Source organism: Maribacter sp. PR66 (assembly GCF_028464205.1).
GTDB classification, from domain to species: Bacteria; Bacteroidota; Bacteroidia; order Flavobacteriales; family Flavobacteriaceae; genus Maribacter; species Maribacter flavus.
In genome coordinates, this window is the sequence record NZ_JAQPCH010000001.1 from 845,068 (window position 1) to 868,348 (window position 23,281).

General features: G+C 42.7%; 26 protein-coding genes. 12 read left to right on the forward strand and 14 right to left on the reverse strand.

Going from position 1 to position 23,281, the window contains the following annotated elements:
• The first annotated feature begins 252 nt into the window (after positions 1-252).
• The 4 genes from PP181_RS03645 to PP181_RS03660 are packed head-to-tail and all read left to right on the forward strand — an operon-like array spanning position 253 to position 4,319.
• Complete coding sequence (locus tag PP181_RS03645) at positions 253-1,389, forward strand: SPFH domain-containing protein (protein ID WP_154917875.1); 1,137 nt, start codon at positions 253-255, stop codon at positions 1,387-1,389.
• 54 nt (positions 1,390-1,443) lie between these two features.
• Positions 1,444-2,526: a DNA helicase PriA gene (locus PP181_RS03650; RefSeq protein WP_154917876.1), complete on the forward strand. Its 1,083-nt coding sequence runs from the start codon at positions 1,444-1,446 to the stop codon at positions 2,524-2,526.
• The gene (locus tag PP181_RS03655) at positions 2,523-3,263 is read left to right on the forward strand and encodes a metallophosphoesterase (RefSeq protein ID WP_272636012.1); all 741 of its coding nucleotides are present in this window, start codon (positions 2,523-2,525) and stop codon (positions 3,261-3,263) included. Before PP181_RS03650 ends, PP181_RS03655 begins: the two co-directional genes overlap by 4 nt.
• A 57-nt stretch (positions 3,264-3,320) precedes the next feature.
• Complete coding sequence (locus PP181_RS03660) at positions 3,321-4,319, forward strand: acyl-ACP desaturase (protein WP_138256815.1); 999 nt, start codon at positions 3,321-3,323, stop codon at positions 4,317-4,319.
• A gap of 163 nt (positions 4,320-4,482) precedes the next feature.
• Here PP181_RS03660 and PP181_RS03665 read toward each other — a convergent pair whose 3' ends face one another.
• Positions 4,483-5,037: a hypothetical protein gene (locus PP181_RS03665; RefSeq protein WP_272636014.1), complete on the reverse strand. Its 555-nt coding sequence runs from the start codon at positions 5,035-5,037 to the stop codon at positions 4,483-4,485.
• A 28-nt stretch (positions 5,038-5,065) separates the two neighbouring features.
• Positions 5,066-5,974 (reverse strand): OmpA family protein, encoded by a 909-nt coding sequence (locus tag PP181_RS03670; protein WP_272636015.1) that lies wholly within the window; start codon positions 5,972-5,974, stop codon positions 5,066-5,068.
• 625 nt (positions 5,975-6,599) lie between these two features.
• Here PP181_RS03670 and PP181_RS03675 point away from each other — a divergent pair.
• On the forward strand, positions 6,600-6,725 hold the full coding sequence (locus PP181_RS03675; RefSeq protein WP_272636017.1) for a hypothetical protein: 126 nt from the start codon (positions 6,600-6,602) through the stop codon (positions 6,723-6,725).
• 42 nt (positions 6,726-6,767) lie between these two features.
• Here the strand turns inward: PP181_RS03675 and amaB are convergent, their stop codons facing one another.
• The 7 genes from amaB to PP181_RS03710 form a co-directional block, all read right to left on the reverse strand.
• Complete coding sequence (gene amaB / locus PP181_RS03680; protein ID WP_272636018.1) at positions 6,768-8,321, reverse strand: L-piperidine-6-carboxylate dehydrogenase; 1,554 nt, start codon at positions 8,319-8,321, stop codon at positions 6,768-6,770.
• 61 nt (positions 8,322-8,382) lie between these two features.
• On the reverse strand, positions 8,383-8,757 hold the full coding sequence (locus PP181_RS03685; protein WP_154917881.1) for a DUF1304 domain-containing protein: 375 nt from the start codon (positions 8,755-8,757) through the stop codon (positions 8,383-8,385).
• Complete coding sequence (locus PP181_RS03690; RefSeq protein WP_154917882.1) at positions 8,757-9,299, reverse strand: 3-hydroxyanthranilate 3,4-dioxygenase; 543 nt, start codon at positions 9,297-9,299, stop codon at positions 8,757-8,759. The genes PP181_RS03685 and PP181_RS03690 overlap by 1 nt, the downstream gene beginning before the upstream one ends.
• Positions 9,300-9,301: 2 nt before the next feature.
• Positions 9,302-9,448 (reverse strand): hypothetical protein, encoded by a 147-nt coding sequence (locus tag PP181_RS03695; protein WP_161598217.1) that lies wholly within the window; start codon positions 9,446-9,448, stop codon positions 9,302-9,304.
• 130 nt (positions 9,449-9,578) lie between these two features.
• Positions 9,579-10,073 carry a CAP domain-containing protein gene (locus tag PP181_RS03700; protein WP_154917883.1) on the reverse strand — a complete coding sequence of 165 codons (495 nt, stop codon included), beginning with the start codon at positions 10,071-10,073 and terminating at the stop codon, positions 9,579-9,581.
• A gap of 203 nt (positions 10,074-10,276) precedes the next feature.
• Complete coding sequence (locus tag PP181_RS03705; protein WP_272636019.1) at positions 10,277-10,750, reverse strand: CAP domain-containing protein; 474 nt, start codon at positions 10,748-10,750, stop codon at positions 10,277-10,279.
• A 223-nt stretch (positions 10,751-10,973) separates the two neighbouring features.
• Positions 10,974-11,468 (reverse strand): CvpA family protein, encoded by a 495-nt coding sequence (locus tag PP181_RS03710; protein WP_138256823.1) that lies wholly within the window; start codon positions 11,466-11,468, stop codon positions 10,974-10,976.
• Between the two features lie 82 nt (positions 11,469-11,550).
• Between PP181_RS03710 and PP181_RS03715 the strand changes: the two genes are divergently transcribed.
• The 4 genes from PP181_RS03715 (at position 11,551) to PP181_RS03730 (ending at position 15,648) form a co-directional block, all read left to right on the forward strand.
• Positions 11,551-11,907, forward strand: a complete 357-nt coding sequence (locus PP181_RS03715; protein ID WP_138256824.1) for a hypothetical protein — start codon at positions 11,551-11,553, stop codon at positions 11,905-11,907.
• 93 nt (positions 11,908-12,000) lie between these two features.
• The gene (locus PP181_RS03720; protein ID WP_154917885.1) at positions 12,001-12,312 is read left to right on the forward strand and encodes an antibiotic biosynthesis monooxygenase family protein; all 312 of its coding nucleotides are present in this window, start codon (positions 12,001-12,003) and stop codon (positions 12,310-12,312) included.
• Positions 12,313-12,412: 100 nt separating this feature from the next.
• Entirely contained in the window at positions 12,413-13,897 is a 1,485-nt protein-coding gene (gene glpK, locus PP181_RS03725) for a glycerol kinase GlpK (protein ID WP_154917886.1), read from the forward strand.
• 83 nt (positions 13,898-13,980) lie between these two features.
• A complete protein-coding gene (locus PP181_RS03730; RefSeq protein WP_272636020.1) occupies positions 13,981-15,648 on the forward strand; it encodes a glycerol-3-phosphate dehydrogenase/oxidase in 1,668 nt (555 codons plus the stop codon).
• On the opposite strand, the gene PP181_RS03735 is transcribed toward PP181_RS03730, so the two are convergent.
• Complete coding sequence (locus PP181_RS03735) at positions 15,645-16,646, reverse strand: NAD(P)H-dependent glycerol-3-phosphate dehydrogenase (RefSeq protein ID WP_272636021.1); 1,002 nt, start codon at positions 16,644-16,646, stop codon at positions 15,645-15,647. The genes PP181_RS03730 and PP181_RS03735 overlap by 4 nt on opposite strands.
• A gap of 122 nt (positions 16,647-16,768) precedes the next feature.
• Between PP181_RS03735 and PP181_RS03740 the strand changes: the two genes are divergently transcribed.
• Positions 16,769-17,683: a nicotinic acid mononucleotide adenyltransferase gene (locus tag PP181_RS03740; RefSeq protein WP_272636022.1), complete on the forward strand. Its 915-nt coding sequence runs from the start codon at positions 16,769-16,771 to the stop codon at positions 17,681-17,683.
• Between the two features lie 250 nt (positions 17,684-17,933).
• On the opposite strand, the gene PP181_RS03745 is transcribed toward PP181_RS03740, so the two are convergent.
• The 4 genes from PP181_RS03745 to PP181_RS03760 form a co-directional block, all read right to left on the reverse strand.
• The gene (locus PP181_RS03745) at positions 17,934-18,398 is read right to left on the reverse strand and encodes a hemerythrin domain-containing protein (RefSeq protein WP_138256831.1); all 465 of its coding nucleotides are present in this window, start codon (positions 18,396-18,398) and stop codon (positions 17,934-17,936) included.
• Positions 18,399-18,539: 141 nt separating this feature from the next.
• Complete coding sequence (locus PP181_RS03750; protein ID WP_138256832.1) at positions 18,540-19,142, reverse strand: YkgJ family cysteine cluster protein; 603 nt, start codon at positions 19,140-19,142, stop codon at positions 18,540-18,542.
• Between the two features lie 81 nt (positions 19,143-19,223).
• The gene (locus PP181_RS03755) at positions 19,224-19,589 is read right to left on the reverse strand and encodes a bleomycin resistance protein (RefSeq protein ID WP_272636023.1); all 366 of its coding nucleotides are present in this window, start codon (positions 19,587-19,589) and stop codon (positions 19,224-19,226) included.
• A 34-nt stretch (positions 19,590-19,623) separates the two neighbouring features.
• Positions 19,624-20,475 (reverse strand): AraC family transcriptional regulator, encoded by an 852-nt coding sequence (locus tag PP181_RS03760; protein ID WP_272636024.1) that lies wholly within the window; start codon positions 20,473-20,475, stop codon positions 19,624-19,626.
• A 166-nt stretch (positions 20,476-20,641) separates the two neighbouring features.
• Here PP181_RS03760 and PP181_RS03765 point away from each other — a divergent pair, with 166 nt between their 5' ends.
• Positions 20,642-21,616: a phytanoyl-CoA dioxygenase family protein gene (locus PP181_RS03765; RefSeq protein WP_138256835.1), complete on the forward strand. Its 975-nt coding sequence runs from the start codon at positions 20,642-20,644 to the stop codon at positions 21,614-21,616.
• A gap of 81 nt (positions 21,617-21,697) precedes the next feature.
• Positions 21,698-23,275 carry a SulP family inorganic anion transporter gene (locus PP181_RS03770; protein WP_272636025.1) on the forward strand — a complete coding sequence of 526 codons (1,578 nt, stop codon included), beginning with the start codon at positions 21,698-21,700 and terminating at the stop codon, positions 23,273-23,275.
• Positions 23,276-23,281: the final 6 nt, after the last annotated feature.

Genomic DNA, 23,281 nt, shown 5'->3' on the forward strand with positions numbered 1-23,281 from the left:
TTCATAGTTCACTCTTCAAGTATTCAGGTCTGCTACTATTACAAAACGTCATCGTGGTTTGGAAATTTGGATTTCTAAGGTAATCAGAAAAAATAGCTTCAAGTATATTTTATTGTGAATAATTGAATATGGAAGGTTTGTTCACCAAATAAAACCAATTTTTTCTGGGGAATCACTGGTTAGAAGGATACTATTTTTTGCGGGGATTCCATTTAATCCCTACCTTTTTACGGCAATTAAAAACCTAAGAAAATGGGACTATTCGATGAGATAAAGAAGAAACTGAGCCATGAGTTCATAGATATTGTGGAATGGCTGGATTCCGGTAACGACACCATTGTCCATAGATTTGAACGCTATCAGAATGAAATAAAGAACAATGCCCAGTTGATCGTTAGGGAAGGCCAGACCGCTGTATTTGTCAACGAGGGTCAGTTGGCAGACGTCTTTACCCCGGGCACATATACGCTGAATACTAAAAACCTTCCCATTTTGACCACCCTAAAAGGATGGAAATATGGTTTTGATAGCCCTTTCAAGGCCGAGGTATATTTTGTAAATACCCGATTGTTCACCGATGAAAAATGGGGCACCAAAAACCCTTTCATGCTCAGTGACGATCGTTTTGGTTTGGTTGAAATCAGGGCTTTTGGAACGTACAGTTTCCGAATTAACGACCCCGGAAAGTTCGTGGTGGATGTTGTAGGAACCGATGGCAATTTCACCAATTATGAGGTGAACGAACACCTAAAGAGCCTTATCGTTACGCGGTTTACGGATACCGTTGGCGAGGCCAATCTTCCCATAGAACTCTATGCCGCTAATACCAGCGAACTATCCGAAACTTGCCAAGAGGTCATGCAGCCTGAATTCAATAGGGTGGGAATTGAATTGGAAAGGTTCTATATTGAGAATGTTTCCATGCCGGAAGAGCTTAAAAAGGAAATCTTTGAATACAGCCGATTGGATAAATTGGATATGGCCAAACTCTCACAGTTCAAGGCCGCTAAGGCCATGGAAGCGGCAGCGAAGAACGAAGGCGGAACGGCCGGTGCCGGAATGGGTATGGGAATGGGCTTTGTTTTGGCTCAACAAATGGGTAACATGATGGGTCAGAACATGGGGCAACCTATGGGAGGTCAGGTACAACAGGCACCTTCCGGACCACCACCGATCCCTGCCCAAACTAATTATTTCTATGCATTGAACGGGCAACAGGCAGGGCCGGTTACCTTTGATAGATTAAAGGAACTCTTTGCCGGCAGGACCATCAATAGGGACACCCTTGTTTGGAAACAGGGTATGGACAATTGGGCTTCGTTAAAGGAGATAGAAGAGCTCAAATCCTTTTTAGGAGGAAATACACCACCGCCTCTACCATCGGCTTAAAGTCCCAATTAAATTCGTACGGTTTCACTTGGTTAAATAAGTGACACTATTGCTATGGAAGATATTCAACGGTCAGAACTCAAAAAGGCATGCGCCAACTGTGGTGCGGAACTTAAATTTAAGCCAGGTTCCCACCAGCTGACCTGTGAATATTGTGGTTACGAGGAGTTCATAGAACAATCCAAAAGTAGTTTTGAGGAACTGGAATTGGCCCATTACCTAAAAGTTGTTGGGGAAAATGCCTATACAGAGACCATTGAACTGCTTCATTGCAAAAATTGTGGGGCCAATCAGCATGTGGAAGAAAATTATAAATCGCTTGACTGTGTCTATTGCGGGGAACCCTTGATCCGGGAGGATGTTGAAGTGGAGGGGTGGATTACTCCAGGAGCCTTGGTTCCCTTTCAACTGGACGCAAAAAAGGCCCGAAGTATCTTTAGGACATGGGTGGGTAGTCTTTGGTTTGCGCCCAATAAACTCAAAAAGGCAGCGTTGGATCCGGAGGGTTTACATGGATTGTATGTTCCTTACTGGACCTTTGATGCCAACCTGTATGCCTCTTACCAAGGGCAACGGGGCGATTATTATTATGAGACCCAAACCTATAATAGCGATAAGGGAAAGCGGACGCGTCAGGTACGAAAGACCCGCTGGACCTATGCCTCGGGCACGGTGAATGGTTTTGTGGACGATATTCTGATCAATGCATCCCAACGGAAAAGAAAGGATATTCCCCAAAAAGTAGCCTTTTGGAACTTGAAGGACCTGGTCGTTTTCAATACCAAGTATTTATCGGGATTTGTAACCGAAAAATATTCGGTATCCCTCAAGGAAGGACACCATCAATCCTTTCAAGAAGCCAAAAACATCGCCTATAATTGGATTAGAAGGGATATTGGAGGGGATACACAACGCATTGCCCATGCGGATATCAAGCTTTCGAAAGAAACTTTCAAACATGTATTATTACCTATTTACATCAGTTCATATCGTTATTCAGGTACCGAGTACAATTTTTATATCAATGGGCAAACCGGCACGGTGAGTGGAAGCAGGCCGTATTCCTTTTGGAAAATTTTCTTTTTAGTGCTCTTTATCCTTGTGTTGATTGCAGTATTTGCGATTTTTGCAAAATGACATTACAAAGAACCCTCGTTATTGGGGATATCCATTCTGGATTAAGGGCGTTAAAGGATTTATTGGTCAGGGCAAAGGTCACTCGGGAAGACACCTTGATTTTTTTGGGCGATTATATAGATGCGTGGAGCGATGCCGTCGCTACCGTTGATTTTTTATTGGAATTAAGAAAAACACATAACTGCATTTTTCTCCGAGGAAATCATGACGAACTCTGTTATGAATGGCTTACGGAGGGAAGGGATAACCCAACCTGGTTCATGCACGGGGGTAGGGCTACTGCGGAGTCTTATGCCAAAGCGGATGACCGGACCAAAAAAACACATATTTCGTTCTACGAAAGTTTGAAGAACTATCATTTAAACGAGGACAACAAACTTTTTCTTCATGCAGGCTTTACCCACTTAAAGGGTATCGACCATGAATACTTTACCAAATCTTTTTATTGGGACCGGACCCTATGGGAATTAGCCCTTTCCCTGAATCCTGATTTGGACAAAAATCACGAGCGTTACCCGCAAAGGCTCGTTCATTATGAGGAAATTTATATCGGTCATACGCCTGTGACCAGAATGGGCAAGACCACACCTCAGAATGGAGCAAATGTTTGGAATATAGATACAGGCGCCGCCTTCAAAGGACCGTTGACAGCGCTGGATATCCATACAAAGGAATTTTGGCAGAGCGATCCTGTCCATACCTATTATCCGGGCGAAAAGGGTCGAAACGGAAAATGAATTTGATTTTAACGGTAAATCATTATATTATTGACGAAATTTGATAAAAAATAAAACATGGCGGAGAAAAATATACGATTGGAAGTAATGCAGGCATTGGAGCCTAAAGTCGCTGGTTTTATGGACACTTTTCTAGTTCCTATTGAAAAGATATGGCAACCCAGTGATTTTTTGCCTGATTCCGAAGAAGAAGGATTTTTGGAGAAAGTCAAGGAGATTAGGGAGGAATCGAAGGAATTGGGATATGACTTTTGGGTAACCATGGTGGCAGATACGATTACGGAGGAAGCGCTGCCTACCTATGAATCTTGGTTGATGGACGTAGTGGGCATTGACCAACATGGGGATTTTAAGACCAATGGCTGGGCCAAATGGGTGCGCGCATGGACGGGAGAGGAAAATAGACATGGCGATGTATTGAATAAATACTTGTATTTATCCGGAAGGGTAAATATGCGGGAAATAGAAATCACCACGCAGCATCTATTGACCGATGGCTTTGACATTGGGACGGATAGGGATCCGTATAAGAACTTTGTGTATACATCCTTTCAGGAATTGGCCACCAATATTTCCCACAAGCGAGTAGGGCAAATGGCTAAAAAGCAGGGAAACGCCTTATTGGGAAAGATGTGTACCATTATTGCAGGGGATGAGATGCGGCACCATTTGGCCTACAGGGAATTTGTGAAGGCGATTTTTGGCGAGGACCCCTCTGGAATGATGTTGGCTTTTGCTGATATGATGAAGAAAAAAATAGTAATGCCTGCCCATTTTTTGAGGGAATCTGGCGGAACTATTGGTACGGCGTTCGAGAATTTTTCCAATTGTGCCCAGCGTTTGGGTGTTTATACGGCCCAGGATTACGTGGATATCCTCAGAAAATTAAACGCATTTTGGGAATTAGAATCGGTTCGTTCCCTAAATGAAGAGGCCGAAAAGGCAAGGGACTATCTTATAAGCCTACCTGCCCGTTTGGAGCGTATTGCGGAACGCATGAAATTTCCTCAGGACCAATACCACTTTAAGTGGGTAGAGGCAAATGGAGCTTTATAATGGATAATAAAAAGTAAACTACCTAGGGGCAAGCCCACGAGTCATTCGTAGGAAACGACATTTAAATTTCGAGGAAAGCCTCTGAGTATTAAGCCCTTTGGCGGTGCGAATTAAAAAACCCCAACCGATTCGGTTGGGGTTTTTATCTAGGTTGGTTTGGTTATTACAATTTACCATGTTTGTGCTCTTCCTGCCACTTGAAAAGCTCCTTCCACTTACCTTCATAGCACATCTTAGCTTGCATGGGCCAAGAAGCCGGGTCATGTACCTGATAGCGTTTTCCGCCACCGTCCAACACTTTTTGACAATCGGCCACGGAAGATTCGGAGAGGGCCTTCCATGTTTTAATGCCCGCATCCTTGAACATGCCCTCAATTTTGGGCCCTATTCCTTCCACCACTTTGAGGTCGTCCTGTTTGATAGGTTTCCTAAAAATCGCCCTGGCAGCATCGGCATCAAAAGGTATGGAAGCTACCGCGGCACCTGCAGCGAAGGAGGAGGCAGAGGCCCCTAAATTGGTGGCCGATGCAGCTTTTTTATTACAAGCTTCGAGTTCGGCTCTTAATATTGCATTTTTATCCTCAAGGATTTTTATCTCCGCGGAATTATCTATAGTTGTATTTCCGGATTTACCAATTAGGTATCCCAATACTCCACAGATTGCGCCTACCAACAAAGGTATGAGCCAGCACCAGATATTCATAGTATCAAAATTCATTTTTTTAAAGTATTAATAGTTAGTTAGTTTATTTGTTTAGGGTTACTACCGTTCTTCGGTTTTTGGCCTTTCCTTCTTCGGTGGAATTATCGGTAATGGGTTCCGTTTGTCCTTTGGAGGAGGTCCTTATTTTTTCTGCCGATATGCCATTATCAATCAAATAGACTTTGGCAAAATTAGCCCGGTCCAGTCCAAGTTTCATGTTGGTCGCGGCCAATCCGGTATTATCGGTGTGTCCGGTAATGCTTACGGTGGCTTCGGGTACTTTATCGATATACCTGGAAATATCGGCTACTTTTTGACGCTGTTCCGCATCCAGGCTGATGGAGGCTTCGGCTGTATTGAAATACAGGATCAAGGGATCGGCATTGATTTTATCGAATAAAGCCGAAAGTTCTTCATCAGCCGTCTCAGATTTCATGTCTATAGTATAGGCGACAGGCCCATAAAAAATGCCGTCTTTGGGAACCATTTCACCCCTCAATTCACTTTGGGTATTGATATGTACTGATGGAATACCTTGGTCCACCAAATGGTTTTTAACTGTATTCGCCCTGGCCAGGCCTAAATTAGGATATGCCGTGTTGTTCTCCTCTTCACTCGAATAATAGCCAATCACATTGATGACCTTACCGGTATTCTCAGAAAAATAATTCTGCAACTGGCCAATTCCCGTTCCAATCCCATTGGCCAACGGCATCAAAATACTTGGTGAGGAAACATTGAAATTGTAATTGTCGTTGATTTCATAGGAAAAATTGCCGTCGCTAAAGGCAAAAGGATAGGATGTTGATGCCACTTCTTTTGGAATAGCCGTTTCAATAGGCGGTTCCTCTACTGCTGTGGTCCCACATTCACTACAATAATTAATATAGAAATAGGTGCCGGCAATAATGGTAATCAACATCAACAATAGGTTGGTTGTCGTTTTACTCATAGTTCATGATAGTTTAGTGTTTGGTACCAATGTATTAAAAAAATCTTAATTTTTATGGGTTTTTTAATCCTTAATGCCTAGTAATCAACAATAAGCGGATTTCCATTTACACAGGTATTTTTCCCATTTGTACACTTGGGGTATACATTGGTATAAATCGGTTTTCACCAAAAATCTTTTTTCAAGAACTTACAAGTACAAATAATATGGTCGCTATTACTCCCAACAAGGTTTTGGCATTGTAATAGTCAGTTTCAATATTTGAGTTAGTTGGTTTAAGTAAAAGGCCCCATTCTTTTAATAGTTTTGGGGCTTTTTTTATCTGAATTATGGTCTGACTTTCGAATCATACACGATATAATTCCAATGATACAATGCTCCTTCCTGTCCAGGGCTAAATCCATTATTTTAAGATGAATAAATAGAATAGTATGAAATGAGCCATAACAAGTCCTGATACTGACTAAGATGTCCTGATAGTCATCGGTAGGGCGAATTATATTGACCTATGAGAAACTATAAAACAAAAAAATGAAACCCTCATCGAGGGATTGATAATGATAAGTTAAATACCCATACTACATAAAGTATTTAATTATCAAGCTATTAACTTTATTTTAAACACATGAAAAGGTTAAAAAAGGGAATGATTGAAGTTCTTAAATTCCTGTGTATGTTCGTGGTGTTGGGAATGCAGACCATACTTCAAGGCAGTTGGTCATCAAATGGCCCTAACCAAAAAGCGGCCTAAATTTGTTCAAATCGTAGGCCGCTGTTATTGTAGTGGAATGAACTACAAATCAAATTTTATGCCTTGGGCAAGTGGTAGTTCCGTGGTATAATTAATAGTATTGGTCTGTCTTCTCATGTAGATTTTCCAGGCATCGGAACCGCTTTCCCTGCCGCCCCCGGTTTCTTTTTCCCCACCAAAGGCGCCGCCAATTTCGGCACCGGAGGTTCCAATATTTACGTTGGCGATACCGCAATCGCTACCTGCAACGGACAGGAATTTCTCCGCTTCCCGTAAATTATTGGTCATTATGGCCGACGAAAGGCCTTGGACGACACCATTCTGTAGTGCTATCGCGTTTTCAACATCCCCGTTATATTTCAGCAAATACAGTACGGGCGCGAACGTTTCATGTTGCACGATTTCAAAATCGTTTTTGGCTTCGGCGATGGCCGGCCTTACATAACAACCACTTTCATATCCCTTGCCTTCAAGAACGCCACCTTCCACAATGACCTTGCCACCTTCTTGCACCACCTTGTCCAAAGCTTTGGAATAAAGGGCCACGGCATCCGTATCGATAAGCGGACCTACATGGTTGTTTTCATCCAAGGGGTTGCCTATGCGCAATTGTTTGTACGCAGAGACCAAGGCATCTTTTACGGTATCATATATGGATTCATGGATGATCAATCTTCGTGTGGAGGTACAGCGCTGACCAGCGGTACCTACGGCCCCAAAAACAGCCCCTATTACCGTCATCTTGATATCGGCATCGGGTGTTACGATAATAGCATTGTTTCCACCCAATTCCAAGAGGGATTTACCCAATCTGGCGGCCACTGCTTGGGCCACTATTTTCCCCATTCGGATAGAACCGGTTGCAGATACCAAAGGTATTCTTTGATCATGGGTCATATACTCTCCCACTTTATAATCCCCATTGATGAGGCAAGAAATACCTTCAGGGAGCTTATTTTCCTTAAAGACCGAAGCAGCTATATTCTGACAGGCAATCCCGCATAAAGGTGTTTTTTCCGATGGTTTCCATACGCACACATCACCACAGACCCACGCCAGTGCCGTGTTCCAAGACCAAACCGCTACAGGAAAATTGAAGGCTGAAATTATACCCACTACCCCAAGGGCGTGATACTGTTCGTACATTCTATGACCGGGTCTCTCCGAATGCATTGTAAGACCGTGTAGCTGTCTGGAGAGGCCTACCGCAAAATCACAGATGTCTATCATCTCTTGAACTTCGCCCAAACCTTCTTGGTAGCTCTTACCCATTTCATAGGAAACCAGTTTTCCTAAGGGCTCCTTCAATTCCCGAAGTTTGTTGCCAAATTGACGTACAATTTCCCCACGCTGCGGTGCGGGCATTTTTCTCCAAAATTTAAACGCCTCCGTTGCCTTTTCCATGACCTTTTCATAGTCCTCTTTGGATGTTGAGGTAACCTTGGCTATCAATGACCCGTCAACAGGTGAATAAGATGCTATTTCACTTCCCGAAGCAAAATTTTCCAAACCCGTGGATGTGCCGTCGTTAATCTCTTTGATACCTAAAGCAGATAGGGCATCGTCTATACCAAATTGTTTCGCTATTTCTGACATTTATAACTTTTTTAACCTCTATTGTTATATTTAAGCAAAAGTACAAAGAATAGTTTGCTCTTTACAAATCAAACTTCACCAGGCACCATACGATAATTCCCAACAAGGCCGGAAGTCCCTGAACATAAAATATTTTTTTGGAAACGGTGAGGGCCCCATATAGCCCGGCGATTAGCACACAGGCCAAAAAGAAGAGAGCGACATTGACGGACCAAATTGGAGAGGTTATGATCAAGGACCAAAATAGGCCAGCGGCCAGGAAGCCATTGTACAAACCCTGATTTGCCGCCATACTTTTTGTGGGTTCGAACAAATCCGAAGGAAAATTCCTGAAGACCTTTCTGGCCTTGGTCGTCCAAGCGAACATTTCCAGCCAAAGAAAGTAACAGTGCAAAAGCGCCACTAGAAAGGTGACTATTTGGGCAACCAATACCATTACTCTTCCTTGGCCATAAATCGTTCATCCACGGGCATTACGGTACCGCACTTATCACAAGTTCTTAACGCTTCGGAACTATAGAAATGCTTAAAGTGGGCCAAAAAGTCTTTCTCTATGTCATGCAAGGTAAAATAGGCTTCATAGAGTTTATGGTTGCAATTATCACAAAACCACAATAAACCGTCATCAACGTTCATATGCGCCCGTTTTCGTTCTATAACGAGTCCAATGGAATTCTCATGCCTAACAGGCGAATGTGGAATCTTGGCCGGATGTAGATACATGTCGCCAGGACCTAGTTTCATGGTCTTTTTCTGACCATCCTCCTGTATATGGACTTCAATATGTCCTTCTAACTGATAAAAAAGCTCCTCGGTTTCATTGTAGTGGTAATCCTTTCTGGCATTTGGGCCCGCCACTACCATGACAATGTAATCACCTGCATCCTTGTAAAGATTTTTATTGCCCACCGGGGGTTTTAAGTTTTGTCTATTTTCCTCGATCCATTGATTAAGGTTAAAAGGAGGTTTTATACCCATGATCATTGTTTTTCTAAAGGTAAAAAAAGTGGCGTACTTAATCCCGGAATATGCATTAGAAAAGCTGTTACAGCTAAAAATCGCTTCAAAATAAAACACTGCGCTGTGTTTTCAATTTTACCATAGCGGTGCCATGCTAAAATTTTCAAACCACTTTATTTTATTGAGCTTTTCACCTTCACGACGCTTACCTAATGCATGTTACGGGTTAATCCGGTTCGGCATAAAAAACCCTTGCACGAGCAAGGGTTCCATGGAAAAATCAAATCAATAATAACCTTATCTAACAAAAATTTGTGTGAAGTATAGCTCCCCTTCTTCGTCAGGGAGGATACTCAAAGCGGAATGGGTGTAATCCCCTTCCAAATTTTTTCTATGGTTTGGGCTGTCCAACCAAGCCTCAAAAGCTTCCATAACCGTGTCATAATCCTTGGCTACATTTTCAGAAACATCGCTTGCCCCAGTTTTATCGGATATGCTCTTGGCCCTTTGTCCAAAGTGCGCATGGCTTGTCTGTCCTTTATCGATCATGTACTTTGTATGCTCTTTGGCATAATAGTAGGTAACACTTTCAAATTGAAGTTCGTTCAGACCTAAAGATAATCTGTGTTCGTTCACCAAATCAAAAAGCTCGTTTTCCTGTGCCGTTTGTATATTGGAGGCAACGGATATGCTCAAATTACTTTGTTCTTCCTTTCCTACATATGCGTCCTTTGAACAGGATTGAAATACCACTAGGCCCAATGTATAGCATATTATTGTAATTGTTCTCATTCCGGGGGTTTTGTATTCAATGGGACAAAGGTATCCTCAAAGGAATCTTAAAACCTTATTTTATCTGTATGCTGAACAACAAATTCGATTATACGACAAAGTTTGCAGAATCGACGATTATCGACCAATTACATATTTTTTTTGCCGATCATACATAGCCTTTACCGGTCAACGTATCGTGTTTATAGGATTTTGGAAGGCAGCTATTCCTGGTAGAAAAGCTGTGTGTAGTAGTATTCACCTTGGGCATTCCTTTTAACACTGACCGCCGTATGGCTAAATTCGCCCTCCATAGTTTTTTTATGGCTGCTACTTTGATACCATCCCTCAAAGGCTTCCATGGCCGTATCATATTCCTTGGCCACATTTTCGGCGACCATCTTTACAGTTATTTCAGAATTAATACTGGATGCCCTGGCGCTAAAATTGTCATGGCTTAAACTACCTTTTGAGATCATATAGTCCGTATGCTTGTTTGCATACTTGTAGGCGATTTCGCTGAACTCGAGTTGGTTAAGGCCCAACGAGGCCCTATGTTCGTTGACAACGGCCAGAACCTCCTGTTCCAGGATTACGTTGTTTTCAGCTTCCTCAATGATGGTGTCGTCCTGTAATGGCTCCGCCGTACACGAAAAAAGCAAAACAAACAACACTGGGATAGCTAATAGCGATCGCATTTTCATATAGTGTTCTCTTTGCAAGCAGGCCGTTCAGGATAGCTTTGTAGGAAAGTAAGATAGGGGTTCTGTTCTCGTGTTGATTGGGGAAATCAACAATGTAATATTAATTAAAATAGATTTCGGTCATGTTAAAATCTATCTGTTTTTCGACCAAATGCCTAGAATTTGGGAGAAAATGTATTTGGTCGGGAGTATGTTGTTTTTGGTCGATAAAGGGGAGTTATTCAGTCATGTTACTTTGCAGTACATTATCAAAAAGGAAGGTACCAATCTCTATTAAAGGGACGTACAGAACGGAATTGGTCTTCATTTCTTGGCTAGGCAATTCAAAATTGCCGTTAAGTCGCTCTATGAAAACCAGAAGCGCTCCTAAGATTACGGCTACTTTTAGTATACCAAAAAGGGCTCCTGCCAGTTTATTCAAGATGCCCAACATGGCTATATCGACAATTTTAGTCAGAATTTTTCCTAGCACATGCACGACCAGCACGATGATGATAAAGGTGATGATCAAGGATGCGATATTGATGAACTTTTCATCCCAGTCCATCCTTTGGGATAAATAATCACCTGCGATATACGAAAAATGGATAGCTCCATAAATACCGGCAATAAGGGCCAGAATAGCGGCAATCTCTAATAAAAGTCCATTGCTGAGACCTTTCCAAAGACCCCATAAAAGCAATAGACCCAATACAATGTCCAAAAAATTCATTTCAGCAATTTGAACAAATATAAAACTTTAGATTAGTACCTTTATGACTTTGATTTACAAGAGGAATCTTATAAAAAATAATATGGCCAGGGACACTTTGTTGAAGGAACGATGGGAACTATTGGTACAGAAATTGTCCAATAGATTTTCTGATGGAGACCCATTGGAACTGGATGCCATCATTTACCTTGTAGGTGTACAGGAGCTGGGGCAATATCACAGAAAGTATAAGAAGGATGATAAACTAGATTTGATGCATATCGCCATCTGCAGGTTATTGGAGCCCTATGGATATTACGAATTTGATTTTTTTGATGACGACGGATGGCCCCATTACAAGATCAAGGAGAGTCTTCCTCCCTTAAAAGCCGGGGAACAGGCCGTTTTGATGAAGGAAGCTATTGTCGATTATTTTTTGGAGAAGGAATTTATCCACTAAATGAAACCCTCATCGAGGGATTTGTTGTTGTATGTTAAATACCTGTACAACAGTAAATGGTTAAAATTAATCTTTTAATCCCATTTAAGACATGTGAAAAAACCCAGCTATTACGCCGTTATCTTTACTTCCATCCGCACTGAAGGGGATCATGGTTATTCTGAAATGGCAAAAACCATGGAAGACCTGGCCAAGACCCAACCCGGATATTTGGGCATAGAGAGTGCTAGGGAGGAAATTGGCATAACCGTTAGCTACTGGGAAAGTCTGGAAGCCATTGCCAATTGGAGAAAAAATTCTGAACACGTACTTGCTCAATCCAAAGGAATAAAAGACTGGTACCAAAACTACACGGTTCGAATTTGTAAGGTGGAACGCGAATATTCCTGGGAGAAATCCGTCTAGTGAAAGAAACCGCTTTTTTACCTTCCTTTGAAAACTGGCCAAATCCTAGTATCTTTCTCCAAACATGCCGAAGAGGCCATAATTAAATTCAATTGATTTTATGGGAGCTTATATAATATCGTTAGATCAGGGAACGACGAGTTCTCGTGCTTTGTTGGTAGATGAGCAAGGGAGGATCCAGGGGATGGTTCAGAAAGAGTTCAAACAGATTTTTCCTAAATCGGGCTGGGTGGAGCACGATGCCATTGAAATTCTGGAAACCCAGTTGGGCGTTTTAAAGGAGCTGATTTCCAATAATAAGGTCGATTTGGGCGATGTGAAGGCCATCGGTATAACCAACCAACGTGAAACTGCCGTGGTATGGGACAAAAATACGGGCAAACCCGTTTACAACGCCATAGTTTGGCAGGACAAAAGAACGGCGGGTATTTGCGAACATCTAAAAAAAGAAGGACTTACCGAACATGTAAGAAAAACTACGGGCTTGGTCATAGATTCTTATTTTTCGGGCACTAAGGTCAAATGGATTTTGGACAATGTGGAAGGTGCCAAAAAGAAAGCGGAAAATGGTGATTTGTTGTTCGGCACAATCGACTCCTGGCTGGTCTGGAATATGACCACGACCAAAAACCATTTCACGGACTATACCAACGCATCAAGAACCCTCTTGTATGATATTGTAAATCTACAATGGGACGATCGGCTATTAAGTGCCATGAATATTCCAAAAAGCATGTTGCCTGAAGTAAAACCCTCGGCATTCCATTTTGGGGATTTTGAAATCGACGGAGTTAAAATCCCCATAGCGGGGATTGCCGGGGACCAACAGGCAGCCTTGTTCGGACAGGGATGTTTTAAAAAGGGAACCGCAAAAAACACCTATGGGACTGGCTGTTTTATGCTGATGAACACTGGCGAGGAACCCCAATTTTCCAAAAATGGATTGTTGACCACCATTGCCTATGGTTTGGACGGTAAGGTGAACTACGCGTTGGAGGGGAGTATTTTCATTGCAGGGGCTGCCATACAATGGCTGCGTGACGGTTTGGAATTGATATCCGATGCCAAGGAAACCGAGGCACTTGCCAAATCTGTTGAAGGGGAAAGTTCGGTGTACGTGGTACCGGCCTTTGCCGGCCTTGGAGCACCTCATTGGGACATGTATGCCCGTGGTGCGATTTTCGGACTTACGAGGGATACGGGCAAGGCCCACTTGGCCAAAGCGACCTTGGAGTCACTTGCCTATCAGACAAAGGATATTTTAAAGGCCATGGAGGACGACTCAGATCTACAGTTGAAGAACTTACGGGTGGATGGTGGTGCCTGCGCCAACAACTATCTGATGCAGTTTCAGGCCGATATTTTGGATACCGAGGTACATCGCCCCGAAGTGATAGAGTCCACTGCTATGGGTGCCGCCTTTCTTGCGGGCATTCAGGTGGGACTTTGGTCCCAGTCCGATATCGATGAGAGTAGGCCCATGAACAGAATCTTCAAACCTCAATTTGATCGGGCAAAAAGAAGACGATTATATGCCCAATGGAAAAAGGCCGTGGATCGATCCAAGGCTTGGGAAGAGGAATAGGCCTGTTAATTTATCATTAAATTAAGAAGTAAGGCCGTACATACGGGTGCCTTACATAGTATCTTTAAGGAAGAAAGAAAGTTATGCAGCATATACAGTTTTCCAATTTAAACCGTGAGAAATATATTGAACGGTTAAAAACGGAATCTTTTGATTTGGTAATTATCGGAGGAGGGATTACCGGGGCCGGTATAGCCTTGGATGCCGCCTCCAGGGGTTTGAAGGTGGCCCTGTTGGAGAAAAACGATTTCGCATCAGGTACCAGTAGCAAATCAACCAAACTGATTCATGGGGGTTTACGCTATTTAAAACAGTTCGATTTTTGGCTGGTCAAGGAAGTGGGATCTGAACGTGCCATCGTCCATAAATTGGCACCCCATTTGGTATTACCGGAAAAGATGCTTTTGCCCTTGATCGAGAATGGCTCTTATGGTAAGTGGTTGACGTCCATAGGACTAAAGGTCTACGATATTTTGGCCCAGGTGACCGGGGACGACAAACGGCAAATGTTGGAGAAAAAGGAGGCCCTAAAATTGGAGCCCCTTTTGCCTAAAAAGATATTGAATGGGGCTGGTTATTATGCCGAATATAGAACGGACGATGCCAGGCTCACCATCGAAAATATCAAGACCAGCCTTATGTTCGGGGCACAGGCACTTAACTACGCTTCGGTGACCGATTTTTTGTATAAAAATGAAAAGGTTGCCGGTGTAAAAGTACGGGATGAGATAAGCGCGACCGACTTCGAAATCAAGTCCAAATACGTAATCAGCGCTGCGGGCCCATGGGTAGACGACCTCAGGGTGCTCAACAATTCCAAAAAAGGAAAGCAATTGCATCTGACCAAAGGGGTCCATTTGGTATTTCCCTACGAGAAATTGCCCGTGAAGCAATCCGTTTATTTTGATATCCCCGATGGCCGAATGATGTTTGCTATCCCCCGAGGTAAAATTACGTATGTAGGTACTACGGATACCAATTATAATGACAACAAGGACAAAGTGCATACGGATATTGCCGATGCCATCTACCTTATTTCCGCAGTGAACAATATGTTCCCGGACATCAATCTGGAATTGGACGATATCGTGTCCTCTTGGGCCGGACTCCGTCCTTTGATTCATGAAGAAGGAAAATCGGCCTCCGAACTTTCAAGAAAGGATGAAATATTTGTATCCGATACCGGACTTATCAGTATTGCCGGAGGTAAATTGACGGGTTACCGTAAAATGGCGGAACGCGTCGTTGACAGGGTTGTGGAGAAACTGAAACAGGAACACAATACCGAAACCAAGAAATGCTATACGGATAAGATTTCGCTCTGCGGAAATGAAAGTTTCAAAAAATTCAAGCACGTAAAAAGGTATATTGATTCTGTATATGAACGTATCAAGCCCGATGGTTTTTCAAAACACGACGCCTGGTTTTTGGTAACGAATTATGGGGAACAAACGGAATCCATTTTGGAACGGTATGAAAAACGCTCGGAAAAAGACAACCCCACTAAGCTTATTTTGGCCGAGTTGGAGTTTGGCATCCATAACGAAATGATATTGAACCCTATGGATTTCTTCATTAGACGCACGGGAAGGCTCTATTTTGACATAGAGAGTATAACCCAATATATGGACCCGGTGCTTAAGGAATTCAAAAGGATTTTCAAAACGGACGATGTCCAATTAAATACCTGGAGGGAAATCTTGGAAAGCGAGATTAAGGAGCATTCAGATTTTTCTTTGAATAGAACCTAATCCAACTTATCAGTCAAGGAGGCAAAAACCTTTTTGGCATTTTTATTTTCGTAGAGAACCTCGTAAACTGCGTCTATAATTGGAGTCTTTACCTTTTTCTTAAAATCGTTCTTGATTTGGTAGGCACTTTTGGTGGCGTAATACCCTTCGGCGACCATACTCATTTCCATTTGGGCGCTCTTTACGGTATAGCCTTTCCCGATCATGTTCCCAAACATTCGGTTTCTACTAAATGTGGAATATCCAGTAACTAAGAGGTCTCCCAAATAGGCAGATTGGTTTATGTTTCGGTCAATTTTATGGATGCGTTTGGTATACCGTTTCATTTCCCGGATGGCATTGCTCATCAATACACTTTGAAAGTTGTCACCATAACCTAAACCGTGGGCAATACCCGCTGCTATGGCATAAATGTTTTTGAGCATGGCGGCGTATTCCGTACCAATAATATCCTTGGTTATTTTAGTTTTTATGAAGTTGCTGGACAGGTTTTTGGCCACCATTTTGGCCTTTTTGGCATCGGCACAGGCAATGGTCAGATACGAAAGTCGTTCCATGGCCACCTCCTCGGCATGGCAGGGTCCCGTAATCACCCCAATATTTTCAAAGGGGATGTCATGGAAGTCATGAAAGTGTTCCCCAACGATTTTACCGGTTTCCGGAACAATACCTTTTATGGCGGAAAAAATGATTTTGTCCACTAAGGGCTTGCTAATTTTCTCCAATTCCTGCATCAAAAATGCGGAAGGAATGGCAAAAATGAGCACATCGGCATAGCTAACAATTTCATTGATGTCATCGGTCAAAAACAACTGTTCCGTCTTAAACTCAACGGAAGTAAGATAGTTGGGATTGTGTTTCTGGATTTTTAGGTAGCCAATGGCATCGGAGTTCCGCATATACCAGCCCACCATTTCCTGATTCGCGGTCAGCATCTTTACGATGGCCGTTGCCCAACTACCCCCGCCCAATACCGCAAATTTTACATCTTTCTTCATACCCTGAATTTAACGTCGCTAATTTACCAAATTATAAATAGGCTTTTGACCCTGTATATCAAAGGGTTTGTCAATTTGGCACGGTGCTTGTTTTCTTAAAGGTATTATTAAAAGGCAAGCTTATGAGAACGATAAAACTACTTTTTGGATATACATTTATGGCCACCCTGTTGGTTTCCTGTTATGCGGATGTCATTGTAGAGGATGCCTATATTGAAGAATCGGCCTTTAATACGGATCAGGTTTTACAGGCTTATGATCTTTGGTACGTGGATATCAATCAAACGCGAGGGAACGGGGAAGTACCTTTTCTTCAGCGTGCCTTTACCGTAAGTTTTGACCGCGGTACTTTTTACGCCAACAACAATATCGTAGGGCTTGGAAAGACCGGAAACGGATTTGGAATCGATATCGGTTTTTATGACACCTATAGGGGCGTGGTTGAAATAGACCATGATGTAGACGGACTTTGGCTGATGGAGGTGTATGCCGTAAACAGTAGTACCTTAGAGTTTTATAGCCCAGTAACAGATACATCTTACATACTTAGAGGTTATCAAATTCGTAATTTTGATTATGACCAGTTATTTTATGACAACATCGATTACTTAATACAGGAATACGATGCTTGGGAAAAATCCTATACAAGTGTGGAGGGTGAACTGAACGATTTTGATGATGAGAACTTTCTTCAATTTCTACCTAACATGTTTCGTTCATCGGTCGATGCACCGGGAACGGCCTTGGGCAGTCTGCAATGGGATTATGAAGGGAATTATCAGGTATATGACGTTGCCAACGATACTTCCCTAAAGACCCTGACTCTGGATTATGATTTTATCGGTAACGATTATTTTGAGCTTTATGTAATAAATGATGGCACCATAGAATTATACCATCCAGATAGCGGAACCATTTATGAATTTAAGGGCAGGGGCTATCAGCAGTATTTAAAGACGGGTAAAGGTGCCGTCGCCAAGAAAAGAACAAAGACCTCCAATCCTACCATGGATGTGGTGAGGAAGCGAACAAAATAGATTTAGGTTGGTTAGTTGTTAAATACCATTTCCAATTTAAAAATGAGCCAATTTACTTGTTTATTTCCCCTATGCCTTCATTCTTTGTGAAAATTGCAAAGAACCCTGGCTATTTGTAATTTCCACGGCTTTGGCACAGAAATAATTAACAGTGCAAATTTTGGTTCATTCCTAAACTAGAAATGGTATAAAACCGCCGGAAGGATTCAAATCTCTGGCGGTTTTTTCTATACAAACAACAACTAACCTTCTATTTTCCCGGTATGGCTTCGGGCCAAGATTTTCTATATTGGGATACAGTATCCCCATAACTTTTGGCGAGGGACTCCGATTCTTCTGTGGAGTATATGTCCTTTGCTTTCTTGAAGAAATCCTCTTCTTCATCCTTTAAATGGTGCTCTACCTTATCCGCTAACTTTTGCATGGTGGCCAGCCAATGAGGGGAACTCATATCGGTATCGTCCAGTTCTTCAATGAGCTCGTCCATTTCATGGTGTTCTGCCATGCCGTGCCTGGCATCTTCCTGCATCTTATCGGAATCTATCAATGGAGAATAAAAATATCGCTCTTCCGCGACTTCATGTACTTCCAATTCCTTCTTCAATTCCTCCCAGATATCCCTTCTTTCCTCAGAATCTCCCGAAGTCTTGAGTATTTTGGAGCATAATTCTCGTTGGATATCATGGTCGTCCTTGATGGCTTTATAAATGTTCATTTCTAAATCTTTTTGGGGACTCCAACGTTGTTCACAAATAAAAAGAGGAAAAAATTGGTGTCCGGATTAATATAGAGACAAGGTAAATTAAATTTATCCTTATGCTTACCTCCATAAAAGCAAAGATTAATTCTATTGAGTTTATACGCATTCTTTGTCGGACAATGGCAAGGGTCTATAGGCAAAGTATTGCATTACTTCTTCCAAGGCCAGGCGTAGTGCTTTATTGACAGGCACTATAATATTACCCAGACGGAAATCTATTTGGTTGAGTTGCATGTAGTATTCCGTAAAGATGGGAACTGACAAACCTTGTGTTATTTTTTCGGAGGCGGAAGCAAAGTTTTCGGCCTGTCCTTCTTTGATGACCTTGCACGTGGCAAGGCGCAGTTTGCCATATTTGTCCGTATTGGCGCCATAGCCAAACAGACGACAAATAAGTCCACGATATCGGTAGGTCTTACAATGCCCTTGGTCTATAATTGAAAGTGGTTTATAATTTACACATATGGTTGTTTGAAGTTCTCGAAGGGTTTGTAACATTTTATCGGCCTCGCCGGTCAAAAACAGGTGGAATGCCCATGGTAGAAACTCTAAGGGAGAGGCCTCAATATCAGGATATGTGCAACATCTGCCACAACCGGAAAGACATCTGATTGCTGTCGTATTTTGAAAAGCAGCCGTTTCCTGATCAAGTTGGTGGAACAAATTTTCCACCAAGCTCACTTTTTGCGGTAAGGTCATCGATTTTTCGCGCGAAGGTAGATTTAAAATTGATCCGTTGCGATTTTTTGTTTCAATTTTAAATTACTGAAAAACAGTTGTTTAAAAGAATCGAATGGTCTCTCCAAACATCAACAGGTTATTGTCTGGATCCAAAAGGGAAAACTCTTTTTGCCCCCATGGTTTTGCCTGCAATTTTCCGTTGGGATGGATGGCCACTTTCTGGTCCAATAACGATTGGTAAAATCCATCTATATTATTACATCTTATATAGACCTGACCGTAGTTTTCCAAAGGATTCAGATTCTTGAAAAGAAAGAAATGGATTTGAATGTTGTCCTTGACCAACATCAAATAATCTGGGTAATTGGAAGTACCTAAATTTTCAAAACCCAATTTTTCGATATAATATTCACCCGTTATGGACTTGTCCCGCATGGGGAGCTTTGGATGGATGTCGCTGAGCATAGTATTTATTTTTCCATTAGTTAAGATATGTCATTCAGCTGTCAAGATTATACCCCTTTTTAAACATCGATGGATTTTCGCCCGTAATTTTCTTAAAGCTTCGGTTAAAATAGGAGAGGCTTTCAAAGCCACATTCAAAACAGGCTTCGCCCACATTTTTCCCCATCAACAACAATCGTTTTGCCTGACTGATGCGGTACTGGTTCAAAAAGGAAACAAAGGTGCTTCCTGTGGTCTTTTTGAAATAACGGCAAAAAGCAGGTTTGGTCAGTCCGCAAACATCGGCAACCTCCTCCAAGGTTATCTTTTCTTGATATCGTTCGTCAATAAGGGCATATATCTTTCGCATCCGTTTTTGTTCCTTGTTTTTGAAGGGGTTAACATAGGGTGTTTTATGTAATAGTTGAAATTCGGTACTCTGCGAAAGACGTTTCAAGATGTGCATCACGGACATAAAAAAGTCAAAGGGTTCCTGTTCATGAAGGGTTTTCATAAGCCCGCCCACTTCCTCCTTGGTCTTTCCTGAGAAAGCTACACCATAACGGGAAAGATCTAATAGTCGGTCCAATTGTTTGAGCTCCGGGTAGTCGTTCAATACGTTTTCCTTAAAACTGGGTTTTATATGAAGTACCTCTTTTTGGTACGATGTTGTAACACCATGGTCAAAATTCAAATGGGGAATATTGGAACCAATAAGCACTAGGTCGCTACCGGTAAAGTTGGAAATATGGTTGCCTACATGTCGCTTGGCATCGGCTCCTTCAATATAAACCAGTTCCAGTTCCGGGTGAAAATGCCAATAAAAGAGATGACTCAGTTTGGGATCGTGCAACAACCGGAACGGACTCTTGGAATTGGGATTTATACTTTCTAGTTGGACTTTCATTTCACATCAATTGGGGGTTAAATATAAACGAAATTGATATTCTAATAGTTTTAATTCTTTTTTATAGTTAAAATAGTTCAAATCATCGTCAATATTACGGTGGTATCCAAAGTTAATTCCCACTAGTTTTATCCCAGTAATTAACAATCAATTAAATAGAAATCATATGCAACAGTCTAAGGAAAAGGTAGCCATGGGCAACATGGCGCATCAGGATATCCCTGGGAATCCATCCACCGCTACCAGCAGCAAGCAACAATTGAACGACCGCTCCAACGGAAAACCCTTACGAGTTTTATCTGAAGAAGATTGGAAGTTCTGGATACACAACGGCTATATAGTCATTAAGAATGCCGTTCCCAAGGAACAGGCCCAGAGGACGGCCGCTTTTCTCTGGGAGTTCGATGAGAAGGACCCCAACGATAAAAGCACCTGGTATGCGCCTCCACGGGCCGAAATGAAAATGAAGGAACTTACCGGAACGGGCATGGTTGAAGTATATAACCACCAATACCTTTGGGATAACCGCCAGACCCAAAGGGTTTATGATGCCTTTGTGGATGTTTGGGGTACCGAAAAACTTTGGGTGACCATAGATCGGGCCAACCTTAATTTTCCGCAGCGCGAAGGGGAACACAAAAAAGGTTTTATTCATTGGGATTACGACCCGGAGACCAGGCCCCAAAATGTGCAAGGCGTCCTTGCTTTGGCTGACCAAACCGATGAAAACATGGGCGGTTTTCAATGCATTCCTTGGTTATACCGAAATTATGACACCTGGAAACTGACCCAACCTGAGGACCGTGACCGTTTCCAACCGGACATAACCGGGATCGAGGATAAAATTGTAAAAGTAAAAATGGAGGCGGGAGACCTTTTGATATTCAATAGCACGGAGCCGCATGGAATCAGGCCCAATCGTTCAGGGGATAAAGTGCGTATTGCACAGTATATTTCCATGATGCCTGCCGAGGAGGATAACGAAGCCTTGAAAAATTGGCGGATAAACTCTTGGAAAAATAGGGTGGCACCCGAAGGCTATGCCTTTCCCGGGGATCCCAGAAACTGGGAACAGACCAAATACGAAACCGCCAAATTAACGCCGCTAGGGGAAAAATTATTGGGACTGAAGGCTTGGTAGATTGCCAAATCGTTAATAATCATTCGGTTTCTAGGGTATCCCACAAATAATGGTATTTTTGCGCCCTTAAAATAAAAAGGCGTGCGCAAGTATTTGAATTTATTCGATTTTAAGCAGAAGGTAGATTATAAAACGGAAATCCTCTCCGGACTCACAGTGGCCCTGGCCTTGGTGCCAGAGGCCATTGCTTTTGCCCTGATTCCGGGGTTTTCTCCCTTGACCGGACTTTACGCCGCCTTTGTATTGGCCTTGGTCACCTCAATTCTTGGTGGTAGACCGGGCATGATTTCTGGGGCTACCGGAGCCGTAGCCGTTGTTTTTGTGGGGCTGATTTTGGAGCTGAAACGCAACTTTCCGGGAATCGAGCCAGAGACCATTTTGAATTATGTCTTTGCAACCGTTATCCTAGCCGGGGTTTTACAGATTGGTGCCGGCCTTTTAAGATTGGGTAAGTTTATCCGATTGGTACCACACCCGGTGATGTTCGGTTTCGTGAACGGCTTGGCCATAATAATTTTCATGGCCCAGTTCCCCAATTTTTATGATAAGACTACAGGTAATTTGCTGAGCGGAAGTCCTATGTACATTATGTTGGGTTTGACGCTTTTAACGATGCTCATCATTTGGGGCCTACCCAAATTGACCAAGGCCGTTCCATCTTCCTTGGTGGCCATTTTAGTAGTTTCAGCCATCGTCTTAGGTTTTGGTATCGATACCATGCAAGTGGCGGATATCATGGCCGAAGGCGAGAGTATCAAAGGAGGCTTTCCACCGCTTTCCATTCCCCAGTTACCTTTTACGCTGGAGACATTCAAGATCATTGTTCCCTATGCGGCCATTGTTGCCGGTGTAGGTCTGATCGAAACTCTTTTGACCTTGAACATCATCGATGAGATAACGGAAACCCGTGGTAGCGGAAACAGGGAATGCGTGGCGCAGGGAACGGCCAATATTATGTCCGGTTTCCTTTCAGGTATGGGAGGATGTGCCATGATCGGACAGAGTTTGATAAATACCTCGGCTGGGGCCAGGGCCCGATTGTCCGGAATTACCGCTGCCGTTATGTTGTTGGTTTTTATTATGTTCGGTTCCAGTTTGATAGAGCGTTTGCCCATGGCCGCTTTGGTGGGCTTGATGTTCATGGTGGCGATCGGAACGTTTGAGTGGGCCAGTTTTAAAACGTTTGGGAAAATGCCAAAATCCGATGTCGTGGTGATGGTCCTGGTTACCTTGATTACCGCAATCACCCACAATTTGGCCGTGGCCGTTCTCTTAGGAGTTATAATCTCGGCATTGGCCTATTCTTGGGAGAACGCCAAACGTATCCGTGCCCGGAAATATGTAGATGACAACGGGGTGAAGCATTATGAAATATATGGCCCCCTGTTTTTTGGTTCTACGACGCTATTTGCCGAAAAGTTTGATGTGCCCAATGACCCGGACGAGGTCATTATCGATTTTAGGGAAAGTCGGGTTGCCGATATGTCCGGTATCGAGGCTCTGAACAAGATTACGGAGCGATATGCCAAGATAGGCAAGAAGGTGCATTTAAGACATTTGAGCAAGGACTGTATCCGTCTGCTTAAAAATGCCGATGAGATCATTGATGTTAACGTGATGGAAGATCCCACATATAAGGTAGTGGCCGATAAATTCTAGCAAGCA